Consider the following 15632-nt stretch of genomic DNA (forward strand, 5'->3'; position numbering starts at 1 on the left):
GGACCCCTCAGAAGATGAGGTCGCCGGACTTCCGCCGCGAGCGCAGCAGCTGCAGCGCCTCGTCGAGGATGTCGGCCGCCTCCTTGTCGGAGCGCCGCTCCTTCACGTAGGCCAGGTGCGTCTTGTACGGCTCGATCTTCGGCGCCGGCGGGGGGTTCTCCGAGTCGACGCTGGCCGGCAGGCCGCACTTCGGGCAGTCCCACGACTCGGGGACCGTCGCCTCGACGGAGAACGTCACCACCGAGCGGTGCGTGTTGGAGCAGAAGTAGGTGATCGCCTGGCGCGGCGCGGCCTCGCCGCGCTCCGCCTCGCCCATCGGGCCAGCGCCGACCCGACTCCCGCGAATCGCGTTTCCTCCACCAGCCACGTGCGTACTCCCTTTCCGGAGCTTCTAGCCCTGGTAGGCCAGCAGGAGGCCCAGGGCGATGACGGTCGCGAACCAGATGACGCCGATGCCGACCGTGAGCCGGTCGAGGTTCCGCTCGGCGACCGACGAGCCGCCCAGCGAGCTGGAGACGCCACCACCGAACATGTCGGACAGACCGCCGCCGCGACCCTTGTGCAGCAGCACGAGGAGGATCATCAGGGCGCTCGTGAGCATGAGGATGACGGTGAAGAGGAGTTCCACGGCTGGGATCCTACGTCAACGACTGCCGGTCACAGGACCGGCATGTCGTAGTAGCGGCAGATCCCTGCGAACTCCTCGGCCTTGAGGCTCGCGCCGCCCACGAGGCAGCCGTCCACGTCGGGCTGCGCCATGATGCCGGCGACGTTGGCCGCCTTGACCGAGCCGCCGTAGAGCACGCGCACGCCGTCGGCGGCCGCGTCGCCGTGGGCCTCGCGGATGCAGGACCGGACCGCGGCGCACACCTCCTGCGCATCGTCGGGCGTGGCGACCTCGCCGGTGCCGATCGCCCACACGGGCTCGTAGGCGACGACCAGCCCGGCGACCTGCTCGGCGGTGAAGCCGGCCAGGGAGCCGGTGACCTGGCCGACGCAGTGGTCGACGTGGCCGCCGGCCTGGCGGACCTCGAGGCCCTCGCCGACGCACACGATCGGGGTCATCCCGGCGGCGAGCGCCCGGTGCGCCTTCGCGTTGACGACCTCGTCGGTCTCGGCGTGGTACTCACGCCGCTCCGAGTGGCCGACCACGACGTAGGAGCACCCGAGCTTGGCGAGCATCCCCGCCGAGATCTCACCGGTGTAGGCCCCGGAGTCGTGGGTCGAGACGTCCTGCGCGCCGTACTTCACCGACAGGCGGTCGCCGTCGACGAGCGTCTGCACGGAGCGCAGGTCGGTGAACGGCGGCACCACGACGACCTCGGCCTTGGCCGGGGCGTGGCGCTTGTCCGACAGCGTCCACGCGAGCTTCTGGACCAGCACCACCGCTTCCTGGTGGTTGAGGTTCATCTTCCAGTTGCCCGCCATGAGCGGGGTGCGCGTCGTTGCCATCACTCGTCGTCCTCCAGGACCTGGATGCCGGGCAGCACCTTGCCCTCGAGGTACTCGAGGCTGGCGCCACCACCGGTGGAGATGTGACCGAAGGCGGACTCCTCGAAGCCGAGGGTCCGCACCGCGGCGGCGGAGTCGCCGCCACCAACGACCGAGAGGCCGCCGTCGGCGGTGACCTCGGTCAGCGCCTGGGCGACCGCGCGGGTGCCGTCCGCGAACGCGTCGACCTCGAAGACGCCCATGGGGCCGTTCCAGAAGACCGTCCGGGCACCGACCAGGGCGCCGGCGAAGGCACGGGCCGACTCCGGGCCGATGTCGAGGCCGAGGGCGTCGGCGGGGATCTCCGAGGCCGCGACGACCTGCGGCTCCGGCGTGCGGTCGCCCGACGGGAACGCCGTGTCCACCACCACGTCGGTCGGCAGCAGCAGCTCGACGCCGCTGTCGACGGCGCGCTGGAGGTACTCCCGGCACACCTCGACCTGGTCCTCCTCGAGAAGGCTCTTGCCCACCTCGTGGCCCTGGGCCTTGAGGAAGGTGAAGACCATCCCGCCGCCGACGAGGAGCTTGTCGGCCTTGCCGAGCAGGTTGTCGATCACGCCGAGCTTGTCGGAGACCTTCGACCCGCCGAGCACGACCACGTAGGGCCGCTCCGGCTCGACGGTCAGTCGCCGGAGGACGTCGACCTCGGCCTGCACGAGCCCACCGAGGGCGTGCGGCAGCCGCTGCGCCACGTCGTACACCGAAGCCTGCTTGCGGTGCACGACGCCGAAGCCGTCGGAGACGAACACGTCCGCGAGACCGGCGAGCCGGTCGGCGAACGCACCCCGCTCCGCGTCGTCCTTGCTGGTCTCCCCCGCGTTGAAGCGGACGTTCTCCAGCACGACCACCTGGCCGTCCTCGAGCGAGTGGACGGTCTCGTGGGCCGCCTCGCCGACCGTGTCGCCGGCGAAGAGCACCTCGCTCCCGAGCAGCTCGCCGAGGCGGGCCGCCACCGGGCGCAGGGAGTACGCCGGGTCCGGCGCGCCCTTCGGACGGCCGAGGTGGGCGGTCACGACCACCCGCGCACCGGCCTCGGCCAGCGTGCGGATGGTCGGGACGCTCGCCCGGATGCGGCCGTCGTCGGTGATGGTGCTGCCGTCGAGGGGGACGTTGAGGTCCGAGCGGACGAGCACGCGCTTGCCCGCGACCCCCTGCTCGACCAGCTCGGCGAGGGTGGTGAAGTGCGCCACGGTCAGAGGGTCTCGCCGACGTAGGAGATGAGGTCCGCGAGGCGGTTGGAGTAGCCCCACTCGTTGTCGTACCAGCCGAGCACCTTGACCTGGTTGCCGATGACCTTGGTCAGCGGGGCGTCGAAGATGCAGGAGGCCGGGTCGGTGACGATGTCGGTGGAGACCAGCGGGTCGGTGGAGTACTTGAGGAACTTGCCGTCCGCGGCGGCCTTGACGATCTCGTTGACCTCCTCGACCGAGGTCTCGCGCGAGGCCTCGAAGGTGAGGTCGGTGGCCGAGCCGGTCGGGGTGGGGACGCGCATGGCGTACCCGTCGAGCTTGCCCTTGAGCTCGGGCAGCACGAGGCCGATGGCCTTCGCGGCACCGGTCGAGGTCGGGACCATGTTGAGCGCGGCGGCGCGGGCACGGCGCGGGTCCTTGTGGATGTTGTCCTGCAGGTTCTGGTCCGCGGTGTAGGCGTGGATCGTCGTCATCAGGCCCTTGGTGATGCCGAGGCCCTCGTGCAGCGCCTTCGCCATCGGCGCGAGGCAGTTGGTGGTGCAGGAGGCGTTCGAGATGACGGTGTGCGCGGCGGCGTCGTACGTCTGGTGGTTGACGCCCATGACGACGGTGACGTCCTCGTTGGAGGCCGGCGCCGAGATGATGACCTTCTTCGCTCCCCCGGCGTCGACGTGCGCGCGGGCCTTGGTGCCGTCGGTGAAGAAGCCGGTGGACTCGACGACGACGTCGACGCCCAGGTCGCCCCAGCGCAGGTTCGCGGGGTCGCGCTCGGCGAAGGTCTTGATGACCTGGTCGCCGACGCGGATCTCGTCCGCGGTGGCCGTCACGTCGGCGTCGAGGCGGCCCAGGATCGAGTCGAACTTCAGCAGCGGGGCGAGCGACGTGTTGTCGGTCAGGTCGTTGACGGCGACGATCTCGATGTCGAGGTCGGACGCCCGGACGGCGCGGAAGAAGTTGCGGCCGATCCGGCCGAACCCGTTGATGCCTACGCGAACAGTCACTGCGGTTGCTCCTGTTTCTCCATCGGGTGTGCGGTGTGACGGACCCTACCGAAGCGCGGCCCGGCCGGGACCGCCGCGTCCGCCGTACGACGCCCCGCTCGGCCGAGTCGGCAGCTGCGCCGCGCGAGTCGGGAGCTGGGCCGCGCGAGTCGGGAGCCGCGCCGCGCGAGTCGGGAGCTGGGCCTCGCGAGTCGGGAGCTGTGCCGGTCCGGTCCCGACTCGGCGGTCAGACCTCCTCGGCGAGCATGTCCGGCGTCAGCGAGGACTCGGTGTCGGGGATGCCGAGCTCCTCGGCGCGCTTGTCGGCCATCGCCAGCAGGCGGCGGATGCGGCCGGCGATGGCGTCCTTGGTCAGCACCGGCTCGTGCAGCTGACCCAGCTCCTCGAGCGAGGCCTGCTTGTGCTCCAGGCGCAGCGCGCCGGCCATCTTGAGGTGGTCGGGGACCTCGTCGCCGAGGATCTCCATGGCCCGCTCGACGCGGGCGCCGGCGGCGACGGCCGCGCGGGCCGAGCGCCGCAGGTTCGCGTCGTCGAAGTTCGCGAGCCGGTTGGCGGTGGCGCGGACCTCGCGCCGCATCCGGCGCTCCTCCCACGCCATGAGCGACTCGTGGGCGCCCAGGCGGGTCAGCAGCTGCCCGATCGCGTCGCCGTCGCGGATGACCACGCGGTCGACCCCGCGCACCTCGCGGGCCTTGGCCTGGATGCCGAGCCGGCGGGCCACCCCCACCAGCGCCAGCGCCGCCTCGGGTCCGGGGCAGGTCACCTCGAGGGAGGAGGACCGGCCGGGCTCGGTGAGCGAGCCGTGCGCCAGGAAGGCACCGCGCCATGCGGCGACCGCGTCGCAGCCGCCGCCGGAGACCACGGCCGGCGGGAGCCCGCGGACGGGGCGCCCGCGCTGGTCGAGCAGCCCGGTCTGGCGGGCGAGGGACTCCCCGTCGCGCACGATCCGCACGAGGTACCGGCTGCCCTTGCGGATGCCGTTGCCCTGGACCATCACGACGTCGGACTGGTGGCCGTAGACCTCGGCGATGTCCTTGCGCAGCCGCCGCGCGGCCGCTCCGGTGTCGAGCTCGGCCTCGACGACGATGCGTCCGCTCACGATGTGCAGGCCGCCGGCGAAGCGCAGCATCGAGGCCACCTCCGCCTTGCGACAGCAGGTCTTCGTGATCTGGGTGCTCGCCAGCTCAGCCTTCACCTGTGCCGTCATCGCCATGACGCGCATCCTCCCACGCGGGTCAACGACCTCAGGCGGCAACCGGTCAGCCGGCGGCGATGATCCGCTCGTACGCCGCGGCGAGCTTCTCCGGGTCGTGCCGGGGTGTGCCGTCGCCGACCGCCACGTCGTCGACGACCAGCTTCGCGCCGTAGGCCGCGACGACGTGCGCGAGCTCGTCGAGGCCGTCGCCGACGCTCTCCCGGTCGGCCAGCACGGTGTGCACGACCAGCTCCGGCGCGTGCTCGGCCAGCACCGCGAGGTGGTCGGCCGGGCCGAACCCGCCGGTCTCCCCCGCCTGCTCGGCGAGGTTGAGGTTGACGACCACCCGGGCGCTCGTGCGCACGAGCGCGTCGCGCAGCGCGGGGACCATGAGGTGCGGGATGACCGAGCTGAACCAGGACCCGGGGCCGAGCAGCACCCAGTCGGCCGCCTCGACGGCCGCGACCGCCTCGGGGCAGGCCTGCGGGTCGGCCGGGTCCAGGTTGATCGAGTCGATCACCCCGTCGGTGGTCGCGACCTCGACCTGCCCGCGGACGGTGGTCAGCGCGTCGGGGTCGTCGGCGCGGAGCCCGCGGACCTCGGCGGTGATGTCCATGGGGGTGAGCGCCATGGGGAGCACGCGACCCTTCGCGCCCAGCAGCCGGCCGACCCAGTCGAGCGCGTCGACGTGGTCGCCCAGCAGCTCCCAGAGCCCGACGATGAGCAGGTTGCCGACGACGTGGCCGCGCATCTCCCCGTTGCCGGCGAACCGGTGCTGCAGGACCCGCGCCCAGGTGTCGCCCCACTGGTCGTCGCCGCAGAGCGCGGCCAGCGCCATCCGCAGGTCGCCCGGCGGCAGCACCCCGAACTCGCCGCGGAGCCGGCCGGACGAGCCGCCGTTGTCCGCGACGGTCACGATGGCGGTCAGCTCGTCGACGGTCAGGTCGTCGACGAGGCGGCGGAGCGCACTCAGCGACGCGTGCAGGCCGTGCCCGCCGCCGAGGGCGACGACCGCCTGGGCGCGGTCGGCCGCGGCCGGGTCGACCGGCACGTCGACCGGCGTGCTCACTCGCGCCCCAGGTCACGGTGGACCGGCCGCGCGTCGTACCCCACCTCGCACAGGCGGCGGGTGATCTCCTCGGTCATCGCGACGCTGCGGTGCTTGCCGCCCGTGCAGCCGATGGCGACCCGCATGAACCGCTTGCCCTCCCGCAGGTAGCCCTCGGCCACCCCGGCGAGCACCGGGACGTAGCCGTCGAGGAACTCCTCGGCGCCCTCCCGGGTCATGACGTAGTCCGAGACCTCCGGGTCGCGGCCGGTGCCTGGCCGGAGCTCGGGGATCCAGTGCGGGTTGGGCAGGAAGCGCATGTCGGCGACGAAGTCGGCGTCGATCGGGATGCCGTACTTGAACCCGAAGCTGATCACGTTGACGCTCAGACGCACCTTGTCGGCCTTGCCGAACGCGCCCGCGATGGCGCGGGTGAGCTGGTGGACGTTGAGCGCGCTGGTGTCGATCACCAGGTCCGCCCCGCTGCGCAGGTCGGCGAGGACCTTGCGTTCGCGCTGGAGGCCGTCGAGCAGGCGGCCGGTGCCCTGGAGCGGGTGCGGCCGGCGCACCGCCTCCTGCCGGCGGACGAGCACCTCGTCGGTGGCGTCGAGGAACAGCAGCGTGGCGTTGCGGCCGGTCGCCCCCTGGGCGAGGTTGGCCTGGAGGGTCTGGAAGAAGGACCCGGAGCGCACGTCGACCACCACGGCGATCGGCTGCCCCGGGCCGGCGCTCTCGTCGACGAGCCGGACGACCTCGCGCAGCAGGCTGGGCGGCAGGTTGTCGACGACGTAGAACCCGAGGTCCTCCAGCTCCTTGGCCGCGGTGCTCCGGCCGGCACCGGTCATGCCGGTGACGACGACGAGCTCCCCCGGTGGCGTCTGCTCGCTCACCCGTCCTCCTCGATGATCTCCCCGGTCGCGGTGTTGATGCTCATTGTGGGCCCCGCGGCGCGCTTGCCGGACGACGCCGCGACGGCGTCCTTGATCGAGGTGGCCGTCCGCTGGCCGATCCCCGGCACCGTCGCGATCTCCTCGACCGTCGCCTCGCGGAGCTTCTTGAGCGACCCGAAGTGCTTCATGAGCGTCTTGCGGCGCACCTCGCCGAGGCCGGGGACGTCGTCGAGGACGCTCTCCACCATCGACTTCGAGCGCCGCGAGCGGTGGTGGTTGATCGCGAAGCGGTGCGCCTCGTCGCGGATCCGCTGCAGCAGGTAGAGCCCCTCGGAGGAGCGGGCGAGGATCACCGGGTCCTCCTGGCCGGGGAGCCAGACCTCCTCGAGGCGCTTGGCCAGCCCGCACACCGGTACGTCGTCGATGCCGAGCTCGTCGAGGGCCCGCTGCGCCGCGGCGACCTGCGGCGGACCGCCGTCCACGACGACCAGGCCGGGTGCGTAGGCGAACTTCCGCGGCCGACCGGTCTCGGGGTCGACCAGCATCGGGCCGCTCGTCTCGTCACCGGGTCGGAGCTCGGAGCGGGCCTGCTCGTCGAGCAGCCGCCGGAACCGCCGGGTGATCACCTCGTGCATCGAGGCGACGTCGTTCTGCCCCTCGACGCCGCGGATGACGAAGCGGCGGTACTCACCCTTGCGCGCCAGGCCGTCCTCGAAGACGACCATCGAGGCCACCACCTCGGTGCCCTGGAGGTTGGAGACGTCGTAGCACTCGATGCGCAGCGGCACCTCCTCGAGCTTGAGGGCCTCCTGGATCTCCTCGAGCGCGCGGTTGCGGGTGGTGAGGTCGCTGGCGCGCTTGGTCTTGTGCAGCGCCAGCGCCTGGGCGGCGTTGCGGGCCACGGTCTCCTGGAGCGTCTTCTTGTCGCCGCGCTGCGGGACGCGGATGGCGACCTTCGCGCCCCGGAGGTCGGTCAGCAGCTCCTCGAAGATCGCGACGTCCGGCGGGAGGGCTGGCACGAGGATCTCGCGGGGCACCGACTCCGGGTCCCCGGCGTACAGCTGGAGCAGGAAGTCCGACACCAGCTCGGGGGTGTCCCCCTCGTCGACCCGGTCGGCCACCCAGCCCCGCTGGCCACGGATCCGGCCGCCGCGGACGTAGAAGATCTGCACCGCGACCTCGAGCGGGTCCTCCGCCAGCGCGACCACGTCCGCGTCGGCCCCGTCGCCGAGCACGACGGCCTGCTTCTCCAGCGCCCGCTGCATGGCGCCGAGGTCGTCGCGCAGGCGGGCGGCCTTCTCGAAGTCCATCGCGTCGGAGGCGGCGTACATCTCCTTCTCGATGCGCCGCATGAACGGCCGGGTCTGGCCGCCCATGAAGTCGCAGAAGTCGTCGACGATCGCGCGGTGCTCCTCGGCGCTGACGTTGCCGACGCACGGCGCCGAGCACTTGTCGATGTAGCCCAGCAGGCAGGGCCGGCCGATCTGGGCCGAGCGCTTGAAGACGCCGTTGCTGCACGAGCGCATCGGGAAGACGCGCAGGAGCACGTCGACGGTCTCCCGGATGGCCCAGGCGTGGCTGTAGGGACCGAAGTAGCGCGTGCCCTTGCGCTTGGCCCCGCGCCCGACCATGACGCGCGGGAACTCCTCGCCCACGGTCACCGCGAGCCACGGGTAGGACTTGTCGTCGCGGTACTTGACGTTGAAGCGCGGGTCGAACTCCTTGATCCAGGAGTACTCGAGCTGCAGCGCCTCGACCTCGGTGTTGACCACCGTCCACTCGACGCTCGCGGCCGTGGTGACCATGGTCGCGGTGCGCTGGTGGAGGTTCCCGATGTCCTGGAAGTACGACGACAGGCGGGCCCGGAGGTTCTTGGCCTTGCCGACGTAGATGACCCGTCCGCGCGAGTCACGGAACCGGTAGACGCCCGGCTGGGTCGGGATCGACCCGGGCTCGGGACGGTAGGACAACGGCCCGCGGGCGGAACGTCGGGATGGAGCGGCAGGCACCCCACAACCCTACGTTCCGGGACCGACAGCGCCGCGACCGGCGCGTCCGGCCTGCGCCCACTTACTCGACTCGCTTACTCTGCTTTCATGCCGGTCCGCGACAGCCATGGGCACGTGCTCACCACCTCCCCCGCAGCGGCGCGGGCCTACGCCCGCGGCGTGGGCCGGGTGCTGCGCCTGCAGCCGGGCGCGCCCGAAGCGGTCGCGGAGGCGCTCGTCCACGACCCGACGTTCGCCCTGGCCCACGCCGCTCTGGCCCTGCTCGGCCACGAGCAGTGCGTCGAGGTCGACCTGCCCGCCCGGCTGCGCGACGCATGCCTCCACGCGGGGCGCGCCACCGACCGCGAGCGCAGCCACGTCCACGCGGTGCTGCGCCACGTCGCCGGCGACAGCCGGCCGCTCGTCCGGCACCTCGAGCAGTGGCCCACCGACGCCCTGCTGCTCGCGACCGCCGTGCCGACGATCGCGTTCGCCGGGGTCAGCGAGGTGCCCGCAGACGCGTGGCGCATCGTCGAGCAGGCTGCGCCGGCGTACGGCGAGGACTGGTGGGCGACCGGGCTGCTGGCCTTCGTGCGCCAGGAGCAGCACCGCTACGACGAGGCGATGGAGCTCTCCTGCCGGGCGCTCGCCCTCGAGCCCTCGGCCGGCCACGCCGCGCACGCGCGGGCCCACGCGCACTACGAGACCGGCGACCACGACGGCGGGCTCGCCTGGATGGACGCCTGGCTGGCCGGGGACGGCCGCGACAACGACGGGCGCAGCCACTTCGTGTGGCACGCCGCGCTCCACGAGCTCTCCCTCGGCGACCTCGACGCCGTGCGCACCCGCTACCTCGCGCAGCTGCGCCCCGGGCCGGCGCTCGGCTGCCGCGCGCTCGTCGACACCGGGTCGCTGCTGTACCGGTGGGCGCTCACGCCGGGCGCCGACGCCGTGCCCGCCCTCGGTCCGGTGGTGGAGGTCGTCGGGCGGCGCACGCTCGAGGAGCCCGCCACGCCGTTCGTGGCGCTGCACGCCGCCGTCGTCCTCCTCGCCGCCGGCGACGGCGACGGGCTCCGGCGCCTGGCCGAGCGCTCCTCGCGGCACGACCACCCCACGCACCGTGAGGTCGTCGCGCCGCTCGCTCGCGCGCTCGGCCTCATGCACGCCGGGCGCTGCTCCGCCGCCGCCGACGCGCTGGCCGCGCTCGAGGGCTGCACCTGGCGGCTGGGCGGGTCCGACGCGCAGCGCGAGGTGGTCGAGGAGACCCGGATCGCGGCCCTCCTGCGCGCCGGGAGGTACGACGAGGCGCGGGCGCTCCTCGACCGCCGGCTGGACCGGCGGCCGGCCGAGCGCGACCGCCGCTGGCGGGCCGCGGCCGCGCCGCGGCCCGCGGCGCCGGTCACCTGGGCGGCTGGCTAGACCAGCGTGATCTGGTCGCCCGTGACGGTGATCGACCGCTCCTCGAGGGGCGCGGTCGCGGGCCCGCTCTGCGGCGAGCCGTCGGCGATGGAGAAGACGCTGTTGTGGCAGGGGCACACGATCCCGTCACCGGACACCTCCGAGACCGCGCAGCCCTGGTGGGTGCAGACGATCGAGAACGCCTTGAACTCCCCCTCGCTGGGCTGGGTGATCACGACCTCCTCGTCCGGGTAGATCGCGCCCCCACCGACCTCGATGTCGCCCGTGGCCGCGAGCCCGGTCGCGCCGCTCCCCGCGCTCGACCCGTTGCCGGACGAGCCGGACGAGCCGGACGAGGAGCCCTGGGTCGCCGGGTCGGACGCCGTCGAGCCCTCGTCACCACCGCAGGCGGCGAGCACGGGCAGGGCGATGCCGACCCCCGCCGCTCCGGTGAGCGCGCGGCGGCGGGTGAGCTGGTCGAGCGGGAGCATCTCGGTCACGGTGGGTCGTCCTTCCGAGCAGGCGGCTTGTTGAACATGACACTAACCAGCGCAGCCCGTGTGCAGCACGGCCCGTTGCTGTGGAGTCGCTGAGAAACGGTCCCCGCCCCCTGCCTCGCGCGGCGGCTGGGCAGTCCGTCACGTACGCGCCCGCAGCGCCCAGAAAGGCGCAGGCGTGCCGGACCACCCCGCATCGGCCACACCCAAAAAGTCGCGTGCCCGAGACCGCGGTCGATCGCGCCCCCGGGCACACGACCCGCGCGCCGGCCGGATCGGACAGACCAGGCGGGACCTAGGCGGAGGCCTTCTTCGCGGCCGTCTTCCTCGCCGGCTTCGCGGCCGACTTCTTCGCAGCCGCCTTCTTGGCCGCGGTGGCGGCCTTCTTGGCGGCGGCGCGCGAGGCGGCGGCGTCGGCCTTGGCCTTGGCGGCCGCCTCCCCCCGGCTGAGCGGGGCGGACGAGGCCGGCGCCCTGCCCTTCGGCTGCTCGGCCTCCTTGCCCTCCAGCAGCGGCGCGAGGTAACGGCCGGTGTGGCTCTCCGCCACGGCCGCGACCTGCTCCGGCGTGCCCTCGGCGACGACCGTGCCGCCGCGCGAGCCGCCCTCGGGCCCCATGTCGACGATCCAGTCGGCGGTCTTGATCACGTCGAGGTTGTGCTCGATGACCAGGACGCTGTTGCCCTGGTCGACCAGCCGGCCGAGCACCAGCAGCAGCTTGCGGATGTCCTCGAAGTGCAGGCCGGTCGTCGGCTCGTCCAGCACGTAGAGGGTGCGGCCGGCCGACCGCTTCTGCAGCTCGGCGGCCAGCTTGACCCGCTGCGCCTCACCACCGGACAGCGTCGTCGCGGGCTGTCCCAGCCGGACGTACCCCAGGCCGACCTCGACCAGCGTCTTGAGGTGCCGCGCGATCGCCGGGACGGCGGCGAAGAACTCCACGGCCTCCTCGATCGGCATGTCGAGGACCTCGGCGATGGTCTTGCCCTTGTAGTGCACCTCGAGCGTCTCGCGGTTGTAGCGGGCGCCGTGGCAGACCTCGCACGGGACGTAGACGTCCGGCAGGAAGTTCATCTCGATCTTGATCGTGCCGTCGCCGGCGCACGCCTCGCAGCGCCCGCCCTTGACGTTGAACGAGAACCGCCCCTGCAGGTAGCCGCGCATCTTCGCCTCGGGCGTCTGCGCGAAGAGCTTGCGCACGTGGTCGAAGACACCGGTGTACGTCGCCGGGTTGGACCGCGGGGTCCGGCCGATCGGCGACTGGTCGACGTGGATCACCTTGTCCACGTGCTCGAGGCCGGTGATCTTGCGGTGCCGGCCCGGGACCGTCCGCGCGCGGTAGAGGTGCTTGGCCAGCGACGTGTAGAGGATGTCGTTGACCAGCGTCGACTTGCCGGAGCCGGAGACGCCGGTGACCGCGACGAACAGCCCGAGGGGGAACGTCACGTCGACGTCGCGCAGGTTGTGCTCGCGCGCGCCGACCACGGTCAGCTCGCGGCCCACGGTCCGCGGGCGGCGTACCGCCGGGACGGGGATCTCGCGGCGGCCGGAGAGGTACTGGCCGGTCATCGAGTCCGGGTGGTCGTAGAGCTCCTGCACCGTGCCGGTGTGGACGACCTGGCCGCCGTGCTCGCCGGCGCCCGGGCCGATGTCGACGACCCAGTCGGCCACCTTGATCGTGTCCTCGTCGTGCTCGACGACGATGAGGGTGTTGCCGAGCTCCTTGAGCCGGATCAGGGTCTCGATGAGCCGCTGGTTGTCCCGCTGGTGCAGCCCGATCGACGGCTCGTCGAGGACGTAGAGCACGCCGACGAGACCGGCGCCGATCTGCGTCGCGAGCCGGATGCGCTGCGCCTCGCCGCCGGACAGCGAGCCCGACGGCCGGTCCAGCGAGAGGTAGTCGAGGCCGACGTCGAGCAGGAAGCGCAGCCGCTCCTGGATCTCCTTGAGCACCTGCTCGGCGATCTGCCGCTCACGGGTGCTGAGCTCGAGGCCGCGGAGGAACTCGGCCGTCTCGTTGATCGGCAGCGCGCAGACCTCGGCGATGTTCATGCCGCCGCCGTCCTTGGACCCGAGCGTCACCGCCATCGACACCGGCTTGAGCCGGCTGCCGCCACAGGCGGGGCACGGGACCTCCCGCATGAAGCCCTCGAAGCGCTCGCGGCTGGTGTCGGACTCCGCCTCGCGGTGGCGGCGCTCGACGTAGGTGCGCACGCCCTCGAACTCGGCGTAGTAGGCGCGCTCGCGGCCGTACCGGTTGCGGGTGACGACGTGGACCTTGGTGGAGTGGCCGTCGAGGAGCGACCTCTGCGCCTTGCTCGAGAGGTCCTGCCACGGCGTGTTGAGGTCGAAGCCGAGCTCCTTGCCCAGCGCACCCATCAGCCGCAGGAAGTAGTCGGCGACGTGCGCCTGGCTCCACGGCTGGATCGCGCCCTCGCCGAGGGTCGCGGTGGTGTCGGGGACGACCAGCTCGGGGTCGACCTCCATCCGGGTACCGATGCCGTGGCACTTCGGGCAGGCGCCGAACGGGGAGTTGAAGGAGAACGACCGCGGCTCGAGCTCGTCGACGTCGATCGGGTGGTCGTTGGGGCACGACATCTTCTCGCTGAACCGCAGCTCGCGGCCGGGGTCCTTCGCGTCGAGGTCGACGAAGTCCAGCAGCACCAGCCCGCCGGAGAGGTTCAGCGCGGTCTCGACCGAGTCGGTCAGCCGCCGCTTGGAGGACTCCTTGACCGCGAGCCGGTCGACGACCACCTCGATGGTGTGCTTCTTCTGCTTGTCCAGCTTCGGTACGTCGTCGAGCGCGTGCGTCTCACCGTCGACCCGCGCCCGGGAGAAGCCCTGGGTCTGCAGCTGGCGGAACAGCTCGACGTACTCGCCCTTGCGGGCGCGGATGACCGGGGCCAGGACCTGGAACCGCCGGCCCTCCTCCAGCGCGAGGACGCGGTCGACGATCTGCTGGGGCGTCTGCCGCTCGATCGGCGCACCGCAGGTCGGGCAGTGCGGGCGGCCCGCGCGGGCGTAGAGCAGGCGGAGGTAGTCGTAGACCTCGGTGATCGTGCCGACCGTCGACCGCGGGTTCTTCGAGGTCGACTTCTGGTCGATCGAGACCGCCGGCGAGAGGCCCTCGATGAAGTCGACGTCGGGCTTGTCCATCTGGCCGAGGAACTGCCGGGCGTAGGCCGAGAGCGACTCGACGTAGCGGCGCTGGCCCTCGGCGAAGATCGTGTCGAAGGCCAGCGAGGACTTGCCGGAGCCCGAGAGGCCGGTGAACACGATGAGCGAGTCGCGCGGGAGGTCCAGCGAGACGTCCTTCAGGTTGTGCTCCCGGGCGCCCCGGATGATGAGCTGGTCAGCCACGTTTGTCCCTCGAGTCGGATGCTGGCGTTCGAACACGCGTTCGTCCATCGTACCGGCCGGGCCCTCCCTGCCGGGGTGCGGCGGACGGAGCGCGGGCCACCGGCGACGTTGCCACACGCCGCCGACAGTGGCGACCGGGCCGGTGACCGGCTTGGATGACAACCATGCCGGACCCCGAGCCCTTCCCCGACTCGACGAGGGACGCGTCACCCCTCGCCGACGCCAGCGCGCGGTTCGTGCGCACCGTCGATGCCCTCTCCGACGACGACTGGCGCGCTCCCAGCCTGCTGCCGGGCTGGTCCCGGGCGCACCTCGTCGCGCACGTCTCGCTGAACGCCGAGGCGCTGGCAGGGGTCCTCGAAGGGGCCGTCCGCGGCGTGCCGACCGCGATGTACCCCTCCCAGGAGCAGCGCGACGCCGACATCGAGGAGCTCGCCGCGGCCACGCCGGCCGAGCAGCGCGACCGGCTGCTGGCCTCGACGACCGCGTTCGCCGACGCCCTCGCGGCGGTCCCGGAGGACGGCTGGGCCGGGACCTTCGACCGTACGCCGGGTCAGCGGCCGCGCCCGCTGGTCGACGTGCCGGCGATGCGCCTGCGCGAGGTCGAGGTGCACCACGTCGACCTCGGGCGCGACGTGGTCCCCGCCGACTGGCCCGCGGAGTTCGCGGTGGCGCTCGTGGACGCGATGGTCGGCCGCGGACCGGCCGAGCGGCCGCTGCGCGTGCACGCGACCGACCTGGACCGCACCTGGGAGACCGCACCCGGCGCGACCACCACCGTGCGCGGGACGGTCGCGGAGCTGGGGTGGTGGTTGAGCGGCCGCGAGCCGCTGCCCGGCGCGGCCCGGCCGACGAGCGAGGACGGCGTGCTGCCGAGGATCGAGGAGCTGTGAACGACTACACCGGCGACGTACGGCCCGGAGGGCCTGCGGACGTGCGCGAGCTGCCCGCCCTGCGGATCGCGAAGGTGGCGGTCGACGAGCAGATGTCGAACAACTGCTACCTGCTGACCTGCCGGGAGACCGGCGAGCAGCTCCTCGTCGACGCCGCCGCCGAGCCGGGCACGCTGCTGCCGCTGGTCGGCGACACCGGGCTGGCGACCGTGGTGACCACCCACCAGCACTGGGACCACCACCGCGCCCTCGCCGACGTGGTCGCGGCCACCGGGGCGGCCGTGCTGGCCGGCGAGCCCGACGCCGCCGCCGTCACCGAGCAGACCGGCGTCGACGTCACCCGCCCGCTGCGGCACGGCGACACCGTCACCGTCGGCCGCTGCTCGCTCGAGGTGATCGCCCTGGCCGGGCACACCCCCGGCTCGGTCGCGCTGCTGTACGACGACCCCGAGGGCCACCCCCACCTGTGGACCGGCGACTCGCTGTTCCCCGGTGGCGTCGGCAACACCTTCGGCGACGCGGACGCCTTCCGCCAGCTCCTCGACGAGGTGTCGACCAAGGTCTTCGACCGGCTCCCCGACGAGACATGGTTCTACCCCGGCCACGGTGGCGACTCGACCCTCGGCGCGGAGCGCCCGCACCTGCCGGAGTGGGCCGAGCGGGGCTGGTGACCGACGCCCCTCGCG

General features: G+C 72.7%; 14 protein-coding genes. 3 read left to right on the forward strand and 11 right to left on the reverse strand.

Going from position 1 to position 15632, the window contains the following annotated elements; genetic code table 11:
• Window positions 1–7: 7 nt before the first annotated feature.
• The 9 genes from QWY28_RS17705 to uvrC form a co-directional block, all read right to left on the reverse strand.
• Window positions 8–367 carry an RNA polymerase-binding protein RbpA gene (locus QWY28_RS17705; protein ID WP_300953898.1) on the reverse strand — a complete coding sequence of 120 codons (360 nt, stop codon included), beginning with the start codon at window positions 365–367 and terminating at the stop codon, window positions 8–10.
• 24 nt (window positions 368–391) lie between these two features.
• Complete coding sequence (gene secG, locus QWY28_RS17710; RefSeq protein WP_171896627.1) at window positions 392–628, reverse strand: preprotein translocase subunit SecG; 237 nt, start codon at window positions 626–628, stop codon at window positions 392–394.
• A gap of 29 nt (window positions 629–657) precedes the next feature.
• Window positions 658–1452 carry a triose-phosphate isomerase gene (tpiA, locus tag QWY28_RS17715; RefSeq protein ID WP_300953899.1) on the reverse strand — a complete coding sequence of 265 codons (795 nt, stop codon included), beginning with the start codon at window positions 1450–1452 and terminating at the stop codon, window positions 658–660.
• The gene (locus tag QWY28_RS17720; RefSeq protein ID WP_300953901.1) at window positions 1452–2681 is read right to left on the reverse strand and encodes a phosphoglycerate kinase; all 1230 of its coding nucleotides are present in this window, start codon (window positions 2679–2681) and stop codon (window positions 1452–1454) included. Before QWY28_RS17720 ends, tpiA begins: the two co-directional genes overlap by 1 nt.
• 2 nt (window positions 2682–2683) lie before the next feature.
• Window positions 2684–3682 carry a type I glyceraldehyde-3-phosphate dehydrogenase gene (gene gap, locus QWY28_RS17725; protein ID WP_300953902.1) on the reverse strand — a complete coding sequence of 333 codons (999 nt, stop codon included), beginning with the start codon at window positions 3680–3682 and terminating at the stop codon, window positions 2684–2686.
• 226 nt (window positions 3683–3908) lie between these two features.
• Window positions 3909–4895: a DNA-binding protein WhiA gene (whiA, locus tag QWY28_RS17730; protein WP_300953903.1), complete on the reverse strand. Its 987-nt coding sequence runs from the start codon at window positions 4893–4895 to the stop codon at window positions 3909–3911.
• Between the two features lie 46 nt (window positions 4896–4941).
• Window positions 4942–5946, reverse strand: a complete 1005-nt coding sequence (locus tag QWY28_RS17735; RefSeq protein ID WP_300953904.1) for a gluconeogenesis factor YvcK family protein — start codon at window positions 5944–5946, stop codon at window positions 4942–4944.
• Window positions 5943–6815, reverse strand: a complete 873-nt coding sequence (rapZ, locus tag QWY28_RS17740) for an RNase adapter RapZ (RefSeq protein WP_300953905.1) — start codon at window positions 6813–6815, stop codon at window positions 5943–5945. The genes QWY28_RS17735 and rapZ overlap by 4 nt, the downstream gene beginning before the upstream one ends.
• Window positions 6812–8824 carry an excinuclease ABC subunit UvrC gene (gene uvrC, locus QWY28_RS17745; protein ID WP_300953906.1) on the reverse strand — a complete coding sequence of 671 codons (2013 nt, stop codon included), beginning with the start codon at window positions 8822–8824 and terminating at the stop codon, window positions 6812–6814. The genes rapZ and uvrC overlap by 4 nt, the downstream gene beginning before the upstream one ends.
• Window positions 8825–8911: 87 nt before the next feature.
• Here uvrC and QWY28_RS17750 point away from each other — a divergent pair, with 87 nt between their 5' ends.
• Entirely contained in the window at window positions 8912–10222 is a 1311-nt protein-coding gene (locus tag QWY28_RS17750) for a tetratricopeptide repeat protein (protein WP_300953907.1), read from the forward strand.
• Here the strand turns inward: QWY28_RS17750 and QWY28_RS17755 are convergent.
• Together QWY28_RS17755 and uvrA are read right to left on the reverse strand one after the other, a co-directional pair.
• The gene (locus tag QWY28_RS17755; protein ID WP_300953971.1) at window positions 10219–10692 is read right to left on the reverse strand and encodes a Rieske (2Fe-2S) protein; all 474 of its coding nucleotides are present in this window, start codon (window positions 10690–10692) and stop codon (window positions 10219–10221) included. The genes QWY28_RS17750 and QWY28_RS17755 overlap by 4 nt on opposite strands.
• Before the next feature lie 301 nt (window positions 10693–10993).
• Window positions 10994–14053 carry an excinuclease ABC subunit UvrA gene (gene uvrA, locus QWY28_RS17760; RefSeq protein WP_300953908.1) on the reverse strand — a complete coding sequence of 1020 codons (3060 nt, stop codon included), beginning with the start codon at window positions 14051–14053 and terminating at the stop codon, window positions 10994–10996.
• 164 nt (window positions 14054–14217) lie between these two features.
• Here uvrA and QWY28_RS17765 point away from each other — a divergent pair, with 164 nt between their 5' ends.
• Window positions 14218–14946 (forward strand): maleylpyruvate isomerase family mycothiol-dependent enzyme, encoded by a 729-nt coding sequence (locus QWY28_RS17765; RefSeq protein WP_300953909.1) that lies wholly within the window; start codon window positions 14218–14220, stop codon window positions 14944–14946.
• Window positions 14943–15617: an MBL fold metallo-hydrolase gene (locus QWY28_RS17770; RefSeq protein WP_300953910.1), complete on the forward strand. Its 675-nt coding sequence runs from the start codon at window positions 14943–14945 to the stop codon at window positions 15615–15617. The genes QWY28_RS17765 and QWY28_RS17770 overlap by 4 nt, the downstream gene beginning before the upstream one ends.
• The last annotated feature ends 15 nt before the right edge of the window (window positions 15618–15632 follow it).

It is taken from the genome of Nocardioides oceani (genome assembly GCF_030412965.1).
GTDB lineage: Bacteria > Actinomycetota > Actinomycetes > Propionibacteriales > Nocardioidaceae > Nocardioides > Nocardioides oceani.